Source organism: Bradyrhizobium sp. AUGA SZCCT0283, assembly GCF_018130385.1.
In the GTDB taxonomy this organism is placed as follows: Bacteria; Pseudomonadota; Alphaproteobacteria; order Rhizobiales; family Xanthobacteraceae; genus Bradyrhizobium.
Window position 1 is genome coordinate 1 of sequence record NZ_JAFCLU010000068.1, and the last position, 10191, is coordinate 10191.

Sequence of the window (10191 nt, forward strand, 5' to 3'; positions counted from 1 at the left end):
AGGGCGGGGTGCTTCCGAAAACTCCAACTCTTCCCGTGTACCAGTCATATGAGGTGGGGACGCCCAACGGGAATCCTTCGCTGTTGCCTATCGTATTTTGATAGATGGTATCGGTCAAAGCACTCATTCTACGATCTCCCTTGCAGGCCGATGTTGAAGACGGGGAATTCCACTGCCGCGCTACGCAAGGCGCACGACACCGCAGGCTCGCAGCCTCGGACCGCGAACAGATTTCAAAGGATTGCAGCCTCGAACCGCGAGGGGATTTCAGGGCAGTGGGATTTGGAAGTTGCCCCCGACTGCTGGCAGGTTGGTTAATGAGCAAAAATGGCGAAAAAACTTTCGAAATGTGATTTATAGACGCCTGTGTAGCGCCCAACATTTGCCCTCCTCTATCTACTCTCACGCTGCACCTTGGCTTCGATTTCGACTCCGACGAATACAAAATCATGGGGCTCGCTCCCTACGGGGATCCCGCTCGCTATCAGCATTTCTTCGAGCAAGCCGTCGAGCTGCTCGACAACGGCCTGATCAGGATTTCGCTTCTTCGCAGCGGCTTGATCGCGAATGCCTGCCCCATTCGTCTTCGAACTCACCGAGCCGGAGCAGCGCCATGTCGGCATTCTCGGCCCGGTAGATCGCCTTGACGGCAGGCAGGATCGCCTTGCGATCCTTCCAGGACACGAACGCCAGGCTGTTGCGGATCAGGTGTACGATGCAGGTCTGCACCACGGTCTGCGGATACACCGAGGTGATCGCCTCGGGAAAACCCTTCAGCCCATCGACCACCGCGATGAGGATGTCGTTGACGCCGCGCGTCTTCAGTGCGTATTTGACAGCCCGATAGGTGAGCCGGACGTCCACCCGACGGCCGATCAGCCGGTGCGGCACCGAGTAAAAGGTCTTGTCGACTTCGACGTGATAATCGAGATGCACTTTGGCCGTTTTCCACTCGGCGTATTCGAATGGCTCGCTCGGCAGCGGCGCCAGCGCGTCGCGCTCGATCTCCTCGAACACCTGCCGGCGGGATTTGCCGATATGGCGCATCGGCCGATTGTTCAGCTCCTCCAGCAAACCGCCGATCGCGGTATTGAGATCGGTCAGGTTGAAGAACCGCCGATGGCGCAACCGTGCCAGAATCCAGCGCTCGACAATCAGCACCGCGCCTTCAACCTTGCCCTTGTCGCGCGGCTTGCGGCTGCGGGTCGGCAAAATCGTCGTGTCGTAGTGCTCGGCCATGGCGGCAAAGGTTTGGTTGAGCGTCGGCTCGAACCACAACGCCTTGACGACCCCGGCCTTCAGATTGTCGCAGACGATCGCCTTGGGAACCCCGCCGAAGTACGACAGGGCCCGGGTCTGGCCTTCGATCCAATCTGGCAGTCGCTGACCGAAGCTCGCCATAGCGAAGGTCAGCGACGAGGCCCCGAGCACCGCGACAAATATCTGCGCCTGACGGATCTCGCTGGTTTGCGGATCGATCACTTCCACCGTCGGACCGGCATAGTCGGTCTGCATCGCCGCACCCGCCGCATGGCGGTGGCGGAAGGTCGGGTTCGCCCGGCGTTGATAGACGGCAAACTTCTCGCAGAACCAGGTGTAGCCGTAGCCGTCGGGATGAGCCGTCCGGTATTCCTGCCAAAGCAGCGTCAGCGTCACGCCCTTGCGCTTGAGTTCCTGCGCCACCCGTGGCCACTCAGGTTCGCTCAAGTCCTGTGGCGGCCGCCCGACCCGTCGGAACAAAGCCCGCTGTAACCCCGCCTCGCTCTCGTAAATCGGCGGCAGCGGCCAGCTCAGACCCGCTTCGCGCGCCCGCAGCAGGTAGGTGGCAACCGAGGTCTTGCTGATCTGCAGCCGTTCCGAGATCGCCCGAACCGACAGGCCCTGCTCGTACGTCAGCCTCAGGATCGATCGTAGGTCTTTCACAGTGGTTCGTCTCGCTTGCTTCCGTCTCGGCATTGCCCCTCTCAAACTCAGCTTGAGACAGAACATTGCCTGAACGGCGCTCCCGAAAACCAACCTCCCGCAATTGTCCGCGATTTAGCGGAATCCCTGTCCCGGATTTACTGAAATCGCTGTCCGCGAATTACCGAAATCGGTGTCCGGATATTGCCGAAACACGCATCTTCAGTTCGGTGATGACCTTGAGCCAGAATGTGGAGCCTTCGATCTGCTCGATCCACAGGCCCAGAACCACGTCGTCCGGATTGAGCGCCAGTGCGACATAGACGGCCTTGTTCTTGACCATGCCCTCATCGCGAATCTTTACCCGCAGGGCGTCGAAAAACACCACCGGATAGACGGGTCGAGCGGACGAGTTTGCCACTCCCGTACTTCGTCGAGAAAAGCGTCGGTCACCCGGTTGATCAGATCCGGCGATCAACACAGCGATGATCTGCCCTTCTGTGAACCTTGCTCGCTTCATCTGTCCGTCCTTCTTCAAGCCGGACTTTAACTCCATCTGGAGGATACGCAGGCTCCCTCCGGCGAGGGCCGCCTTGTTGGATTAGTCCAATTGGTGCGTAACAGTCCTTATGGACAGCCATAAGCGCAGTACTCAGCTTGAACGGCTTGAGGTGGTCGAGACTGGTCGCCGGCGGCGCTGGTCGGTTGACGAGAAATTGCGGATCGTGACCGAGAGCTTTCAAGCGCCGCGCGCGATATCGTCGACAGCAAGACGCCATGGCATATCACGTTCGTTGCTGATGACATGGCGGCGCTCGTTCGGTCCCGAGCCGATGAGCCCTCAAAGCGAGCAATCCGGCTTTGCGCGGGTCGTCCTTGCCGCTGAGGTCGAGCCGGCGGTTGCTGCCACACCGACGAGCGGGCAGATGGTGATCGTCGTTGGCAAGGATCGTCGGGTGATTGTCGATGCCGGCGTCGATGCTGCCGCCCTGGCGCGGGTGCTCGCGGTTCTGGAGCGCCGATGATTCCGGTGCCGACAGGCGTGCGGATCTGGGTCGCCACCGGTGCAACCGACATGAGGAAAGGCATGCAGGGCCTGGCTTTACTCGTGCAGGAAAGCCTTGGTCGTGATCCGTTCGCCGGAGATGTCTTCGTGTTCCGCGGACGCGGCGGTTCGCTGATCAAGGCCTTGTGGCACGACGGAATTGGATTGTCGCTCTACGCCAAGCGGTTGGATCGTGGACGTTTTGTCTGGCCGGTGACGGTCGGCGGTGTGGTGGGGCTGACCGGGGCGCAGATGAGTTATCTGCTGGAGGCGATCGACTGGCGCAACCCGCAGCACACGTGGCGGCCACAGAGCGCAGGCTAGGCTCAAAAAATGTTCTGAGGTGCGGAAGAAAGGACGCCTCAAATCGCCCCTTTTGTGATTCCATCAGGCCATGGGTGACGGCCTTGAATCGCTGCCAGACGACATCGAAACGCTGAAAGCGGCATTGATCGTTGCTCGCGCGGAGGCTGCGGCCGCCCGCGCTCGGCAATCCGACGACCAGGCATTGATCGCCCATCTGAAGCTGCAGATCGAGAAACTCAACCGTGACCGCTATGGCCCGCGCTCGGAGCGCACCGCGCGGCTATTGGATCAGCTCGAACTGACGCTGGAGGAGCTGGAGAGTTCGGCGACGGAGGACGAACTCGCAGCCGAAATGGCCGCGGCCAAAACCACGAAGGTGGCGTCGTTCACGCGCAAGCGGCCGTCACGCCAGCCGTTCCCGGAGCATCTGCCTCGCGAGCGGGTGATCGTGCCGGGACCTGTGGCGTGCGCCTGCTGTGGCGGCGCGCGGCTTTCCAAGCTCGGCGAGGACATCACCGAGACGCTGGAGGTCATCCCGAAATCCTGGAAGGTGATCCAGCACGTCCGCGAGAAGTTTACTTGCCGCGATTGCGAGAAGATCAGCCAGGCCCCGGCGCCGTTCCATGTGATTGCCCGCGGCTGGGCGGGGCCAAGCCTGCTGGCGATGGTGCTGTTCGAGAAGTTTGGTCAACATCAGCCGCTGAACCGGCAAGCGGAGCGCTACGCCAAGGAGGGCGTACCGATCGGCTTGTCGACTCTGGCCGACCAGGTCGGCGGCTGCACGGCGGCGCTGGCACCCTTGTTCAAGCGCCTTGAGGCCTATGTGCTGAGCGCCGAGCGATTGCACGGGGACGACACCACGGTCCCGGTCCTGGCCAAAGGCAAGACCGACACCGGCCGAATCTGGGTCTATGTGCGCGACGATAAGCCTTTGGCGGGCAGGCCCCGCCGGGGGCGGTGTTCTATTACTCGCGCGATCGGGCCGGCGAGCATCCCCAGGCGCATCTGGCCAACTATACCGGCATCTTCCAGGCCGATGCCTATAGCGGCTATGGCAAGCTCTACGAGCCCGGCCGCGCGCCTGGACCGATCCTGGAAGCGGCCTGTTGGGTCCACGCCCGGCGCCCGTTCTTCGTGATGGCGGATCTGGCCGAGAACGCGCGTCGCAAGGCCCAAGGCAAAAAGCCGGCAGTGATCTCGCCGCTGGCGCTGGAAACAGTCCGCCGGATCGACGCCCTGTTCGAGATCGAGCGGACCATCAACGGTCAGAGCGCCGAAAGGCGCAAGGCAGTTCGCCAGGAACTCAGCGCACCGCTGGTCGCCAATCTGGAAGCCTGGATGCGCCAGCAGCGCGCCAAGCTGTCGCGCAGCAACGACGTCGCCAAGGCCATGGACTACATGCTCAAGCGCTGGAGCGCATTTACCCGCTTCCTCGATGACGGCCGCATCTGCCTGTCAAACAATGCGGCCGAGCGTGGTGTGCGCGGCATCGCTTTGGGTCGGAAGTCGTGGTTGTTCTGCGGTTCGGATCGCGGCGGCGAGCGGGCGGCGGTGATGTACAGCCTCATCGTCACCGCCAAGATGAACGACGTCGATCCGCAAGCCTGGCTCGCCGACGTTCTCGCGCGCATCGCCGAGCATCCTGTCCAAAGGCTCGACGAGCTGCTGCCATGGAATTGGCGCTCCGCCATCCCGAACGTTGATCAAGCCGCCTGAGCCGAAAATGACCTGCGCGCGGTCTTCGCCGGATGCTTACGATACGCAGGGGCAGGTCAGTGCTTGCAGCGCAAGCTGAAGTGGACCCCATCCGTGGGGCCATCGCGGCAGCGTTGTCCAAGCGCAGCGTCATGTCCACAGCCAGACCGGCGGCCATGCCTTCGTGCCACACTGCCATCGGCGTGCGATTGGCCAGGGCTTGGTGGGGGCGCACGGCGTTGTAAAACGCGAGCCACGAAGCGACGCCGGCATGGGCGTCGCGGCCGTCGGCGTAGCCTTTGAGGTAGATATCCTCATGCTTGAGCGAGCGCGCCACAGTCGCTCGATGAACACATTGTCCATCCAACGGCCCCGACCGTCCATCGAGATGCGAATGCCAGCGTCCGCCAGCATGCCAGGCCGAGCTGGTGAACTGGCTACCCTGGTCGGTGTTGAAGATCTCCGGGGTGCTGAAGCGGGCGAGCGCCTCCTCGTGCGCGTCAAGGCAGAACAAGACGTCCATGGTGTTCGACAGCCGCCACGCACCGCCCGGCTCGCCCAGTCCATGAAAGCCACGAGATAGAGGAAGCCGCGGCCGATCGGGATATAGGTGATGTCAGCGCACCAGACCTGGTTCGGCCGCAAGACCGCGCAGCAGATAAGGGAAAACCTTGTGCCCCGGCGCCGACTTCGTGGTGCGCGGCTTCGGCCCCGGCGCCGCAATCTTGATTCTGCGCATCAGCCGCTGCACTGCTTGCGTTTAACCGCATGGCCCTCGGCCCGCGGCATCGCCGTCATCCGCCGGGAGCCGAGAAACGGCCAGGTGGTGAACAGCTCGTCGATCCGCCGCAACAACGCCGGATCGTCATCGCTATTCGCGGCAGGTCGCAGCCGATGGATGCCGGAGCGGGCGATTCCGAGCAACTGACACTGCCGGCGAACCGACAGTTCACTGCGGTCAACGAGCGCGCGGCGGTCCGGGGTGCTCATATCTTCCGGACCTCTTCGCTAAAAAATCCCGCTCCACGATCCGATCTTGGCGTGCAGCTTCTCAATCTCGCCCGCGTGGCCGCCCCCGGGCATCGCCGCTGCCGCTTTCAAAGGCCCGTGCAGCCTGCCCCACCAGCTGCTTCTTCCAGGCATAAATCTGGTTCGGATGAACCTGATAACGCTGCGCCAGATCAGCCACCGTCGCATGCTCGCGCAACGCCTCCAGCGCGATCTTCGTCTTCAGCGCCGCGTCAATCTTCCGTCTCGTCCTCTGCGTCATTCTTCGCTCCGTCTGTTGCGACGGAACGGCCCAAAATCCAATTAGTCAACCGGCGATTTTCGGGGGCCACTTCAAGCCGTGCTTGGCATTGTTGGTTCTTCGACCGCTTGCGGACGGAGGATCACCGGCCCATGCGTCGGTGTTAACGGGTCGCCACCATAGTGCAATTGAGAATGCGCATGTCGGAGGTTTTGGCAAACTCGGCATCCAATCCGGCAAGGTGGTACGGCGAGCTATCGACGTTGGTCTGATGCACGATCCGTACGTCTTTCCAGCCTGCCTGACTGAATGCAGTAGCGAACTTGTCTGGCCTCCAACGGTTAGGTTGTCCGGGGAACGAAAACAGTCGGTATAGCCACCTAGAGTATCGATAGATGTTGTTTGGATCGTGATCCCTGATCCATCGAGTGTGAGTTTTAAAATCTATTACGTGGGCTGTTACGCAACCTTCGGCGGCTAGGTCGAAGATATCCCTGATCGTCTGCTCAGGGTTATCGAAGTGCTCGAAAGCTGCATTGCTGATGATGAGGTCGAACTTCTGACCGGCTAGCTCTCGAGATGGCCGAAAGTTCGGATCGACAAGATAAACGAGCCTCTCACCGGCTAGTTTATCTCGCCCAATGACCGCAGATGTATTTTGAGGCTTCTCCAGTTTGAACATATCAAACGCCGTATAGGAGGTAGCACCATTTTTTAGTGCCAGCACACCGACCCCTAAAGAATCCCCGGGACACAATTCCAGCACCCTTTTGCCTCGCCACACATCCGAACCGATGTTTTTGGTCCACCAATTGAACTGTCGCGTGACGTCTCTTACGGAAGTTTCCACCGAAGAGTCATTTGGCGTTGGTGTTGAATAACCTCGTACTTTGCTGGCAGCCCACGCTAAAAATAGAAAAAATAAGCCGCAAAAATAGTAAAACGTTGTCCTTATAGACTGCAAAGGCACCCTCCTCCCAAGTCGATAATCAAATCCATACCACACAATTTTGACACAGGAGAACGCAAATGAAGCGTAAGAAGCGCTGGAAGGCCCTCATGCTCCACTCAGATGCCTGCAAGCTCATAGAAGCCAAGAGGATCATGAGAGTATTAGCGGCGTTGAAGCGTGGACTTCTACAATCCGTAACGGAAAAATGACCTTTAGTCGAATACTTGCAGGGGTTAAGCAAATAATTCACTACCTTTACACGGGGGCAGTCTGGATACCGCAAACAACTCATCCTCGAATACTTCAAGAGGCTCGTTAAGTTGCCCATCGAAACCTTCAGCTAAATTGACAGCCTCAACGTCAACACCCCCGACCTCAGACGGTCTAGCAGGCTGTTGAAGAACTCAGCCGCGTTCGCAAACGAAGGCTGAATCGTCACCATTATGGATGTAGAAGTGGCCGACGAGCCTGCCGGCAGTGCCGATCATAGCCCATCCGCGACCGCCGGCGAGGTCATTGTCGTCGTGCCCTTCGAACTCGGCGCAGGCCCGTCTCGCGCGCCCTAGCGGACATCGAGGAAGCCCTTCAGCGCACCGACAAGGCGCGGAGCCGTTGCGGAGCGCAGCGCCTCGGCCCGATTGCGGTGAGAAGTTTGCGGCATAGACCGCGAGCGCCAGCCAGCCGATCCGCGAATGAGGCTGCACATGGTTGTACAACGAGGTTTGAGAACGCCCACAGGACCGTTCTTCGCGAGGTGCCGTCGACAAGGATGGTTTTGTCGTCTTCCGCTGCACGCTGGAAGAGTCGCAAGCAGATCGGGCGCTTGAAGTGCCGGCCTGGATGTTCGACCGGACGGCATGTCCTGACCCTGGGCTTTTGGCTGCTCAACCGTATGTCAGCATCGAGGCAATTGCGGCGCTCTCCGCGCTGCTCGATCTGGTGTTGAAGGATCAAACGCCATCAGCCATCCTGCTTTCTGGCACATCCGGAGCCTCTCACGTCCAGAATTGTCATTCGGCTTGGACGCCGATACGCGGGTCAAATTTGGGAGCCGATTGACACTGAAGATCGCGCCCAAGACGCTTCGCCTGGCTGCTGAAGCCGGCGACATCGAAGCCTTCCATCCGCTGTCGGACGGCCCGTGGATCTTCGCCCGCGCCTCGCTGATAATCTATCGCCGAACGAGCGCGACAGAACCCAAGATACCCCGCGGGATCGCATCCCAATCAGCAAAGTCTCTTCTCTTCAACAACATAGACAGACGGGTGTCCTGATGGGCGGTTGTAGTCGCGTCGCCAATCTTCCAGCGCCAGACGGGCGTGCATCAGAGACGTGAACAAGGTCTCGTTCAGAAACTCGTCACGCAAACGGCCGTTGAAGCTTCGACGAAGGCGTTCTGCATTGGCTTGCCTGGTGCGATGTGGTGCCAGCCGACGTTGGTTTGGTCGGCCCAGCTCAGAATGGCATTGCTGGTCAGCTCCGTGCCGTTGTCGCTGACGATAGTCTTGGGCCTACCGCGGGAGCCGATCAGAAGATCAAGCACTAGCGCGACCCGCTGGCCGGACAGCGAAGTATCCGCCACGGCAGCCAGACACTCGCGGGTGCAGTCGTCGAAAACCGCTAGGATGCGAAAGCGCCGGCCACAGGCCAACTGATCGGCAACGAAGTCGAGCGACCAGCGGTCATTGGGCCTTGACAGCGGTAGCCTGATCCATTGCGACTGCCGCGGCTCGCTGGGTGCTACTGGGGCGGGCGCGGCACGAGCGAATACCCTGCTGCAGTGACCTCGGCGGCGGATATCTTAATGGTTGAACGCTTTCCCTGGCCGGGACCATTGCTTATTTCTGCGCTCTAGGTCGACGGCAAAATTCTTTCTAGAAATTGGGGGCTCATCAAGGCGATTCGATTCGTAGGCATTGTGATGAGCTTCGAAAGCGGTGAATGGAAGCGATTTTCACCCGGACGCCTTCTCTTCGAAGACAACTCAAGTGGAATTTTACCAACAGGACCTCGATCTTCGATTTGGAATCGGAAATGCGAGCTATAAGTTTGCTTATGCCGATGAAACACTACAAACATCACTGTTACTACAATCGGCAGAACGTATCAGATCGGAATGAAGACGCGGCGGCTCGCGAAAGCAGCGATACTGCGCACGACTATAAAATTCGGCGCGCTGCAGAAGGCCATTCGCAAAGCAAAAACGCGGTATGGGCTTTAGGTCGCTCCGCAACGTGATCTGATACTGCAAGGGAGCGACTCGCGCAGGCTGTGGTCCGGCTATAACGGACGCGGTGCATCGCTAACGATTGATGGCCCCGCTGGGTCGACCGATATTGGTAGTTTGCGCAATCGCGATCTGTTGACCTCCCAAGGCCTTGCGCACGATGTCCAGGCCCCTTGACAGCGAGGCATTGCGGAAAAGCTTTGCGGACTGTCTGACCTATTGGTGTAGACCGTCCCGACCATCACCTTCTCGGGGTTGGAGAGTTCAGTCTGGGCTTTTGCCAGCGCCGTGGCGATGGCGGCGACGCTTTCGATAGATGCGGTACAGCCGCTTGTGGTTTACGACGAAGCCTTCGCGGCGCATCAGGACGTGGAGCCGGCGATAGCCGAAGCGCCGCCGGTCCTTGGCGAGCGTCCGCAACCGTTCGCGCAAACCCGCATCGTCGATCCGGCGAGATCGATAACGAACCGTCATCCGTATGCAGCCGATCACCCGGCACTGCCCGCCGCTCGCTCATCTCGTGCGCTTGCCGGAGATGGGCGACGGCCTCTCGCTTGACGGCGGGCGTCACCATTTTTTTGACAGCAAATCCTTCAACGCGGCGTTGTTCAGCATCGAGTCCGCCAACCGCTTCTCCCCCTCAAGCTGCTTCAGTCGCCTCGCTGATCCCATGCTTGCGGCACAGATCGCTTCGTACCCAGCTCGTGCGCCCGCAAAACCCCGATGATCTGCTCTTCCGTATTCCTCCGGCGAAGGCCGCCTTGCCTGAAATGATGTGGTGGTGAAGACATAGGCGTATGACTGAGCATACGCCT

General features: G+C 60.0%; 5 protein-coding genes and 7 pseudogenes. 4 read left to right on the plus strand and 8 right to left on the minus strand.

The genetic code is table 11. The features are described 5' to 3' along the window. Positions 1 to 570 precede the first annotated feature (570 nt). From JQ624_RS37385 to JQ624_RS37395, 3 pseudogenes are all read right to left on the minus strand, one after another. A pseudogene (locus tag JQ624_RS37385) lies at positions 571 to 825 on the minus strand (transposase); the annotation flags it as partial. Between the two features lie 6 nt (positions 826 to 831). Beyond that, positions 832 to 1956 (minus strand): annotated as a pseudogene (gene istA, locus JQ624_RS37390) (IS21 family transposase); the annotation flags it as partial. Positions 1957 to 2116: 160 nt separating this feature from the next. Continuing rightward, positions 2117 to 2376: pseudogene (locus JQ624_RS37395) on the minus strand (transposase); the annotation flags it as partial. 155 nt (positions 2377 to 2531) lie between these two features. Here JQ624_RS37395 and tnpA point away from each other — a divergent pair. From tnpA to tnpC, 3 genes are all read left to right on the plus strand, one after another. After that, positions 2532 to 2927: an IS66-like element accessory protein TnpA gene (gene tnpA / locus JQ624_RS39460; protein ID WP_212423873.1), complete on the plus strand. Its 396-nt coding sequence runs from the start codon at positions 2532 to 2534 to the stop codon at positions 2925 to 2927. Beyond that, the gene (tnpB, locus tag JQ624_RS37405; RefSeq protein ID WP_212423874.1) at positions 2924 to 3271 is read left to right on the plus strand and encodes an IS66 family insertion sequence element accessory protein TnpB; all 348 of its coding nucleotides are present in this window, start codon (positions 2924 to 2926) and stop codon (positions 3269 to 3271) included. Before tnpA ends, tnpB begins: the two co-directional genes overlap by 4 nt. A 70-nt stretch (positions 3272 to 3341) precedes the next feature. After that, a protein-coding gene (tnpC, locus tag JQ624_RS37410; protein WP_249130390.1) for an IS66 family transposase occupies positions 3342 to 4969 on the plus strand; the annotation gives its coding sequence in 2 pieces (ribosomal slippage) (positions 3342 to 4185 and positions 4185 to 4969; 1629 coding nt in all). Between the two features lie 178 nt (positions 4970 to 5147). On the opposite strand, the pseudogene JQ624_RS37415 reads toward tnpC, so the two are convergent. The 3 genes and pseudogenes from JQ624_RS37415 to JQ624_RS37425 all read right to left on the minus strand — a co-directional run. Next, a pseudogene (locus tag JQ624_RS37415) lies at positions 5148 to 6218 on the minus strand (IS3 family transposase); the annotation flags it as partial. A gap of 142 nt (positions 6219 to 6360) precedes the next feature. Beyond that, positions 6361 to 7161, minus strand: a complete 801-nt coding sequence (locus JQ624_RS37420) for a bifunctional 2-polyprenyl-6-hydroxyphenol methylase/3-demethylubiquinol 3-O-methyltransferase UbiG (protein ID WP_212423875.1) — start codon at positions 7159 to 7161, stop codon at positions 6361 to 6363. A gap of 392 nt (positions 7162 to 7553) precedes the next feature. Continuing rightward, positions 7554 to 7741, minus strand: a pseudogene (locus JQ624_RS37425) (hypothetical protein); the annotation flags it as partial. A 463-nt stretch (positions 7742 to 8204) separates the two neighbouring features. Between JQ624_RS37425 and JQ624_RS37430 the strand changes: the two are divergent. Next, positions 8205 to 8423, plus strand: a complete 219-nt coding sequence (locus tag JQ624_RS37430; RefSeq protein WP_212423879.1) for a hypothetical protein — start codon at positions 8205 to 8207, stop codon at positions 8421 to 8423. On the opposite strand, the pseudogene JQ624_RS37435 reads toward JQ624_RS37430, so the two are convergent. Together JQ624_RS37435 and JQ624_RS39130 are read right to left on the minus strand one after the other, a co-directional pair. Next, positions 8406 to 8842, minus strand: a pseudogene (locus JQ624_RS37435) (integrase core domain-containing protein); the annotation flags it as partial. The gene JQ624_RS37430 and the pseudogene JQ624_RS37435 sit on opposite strands and share 18 nt — an antisense overlap. Before the next feature lie 834 nt (positions 8843 to 9676). Then, a pseudogene (locus JQ624_RS39130) lies at positions 9677 to 10167 on the minus strand (IS3 family transposase); the annotation flags it as partial. Positions 10168 to 10191: the final 24 nt, after the last annotated feature.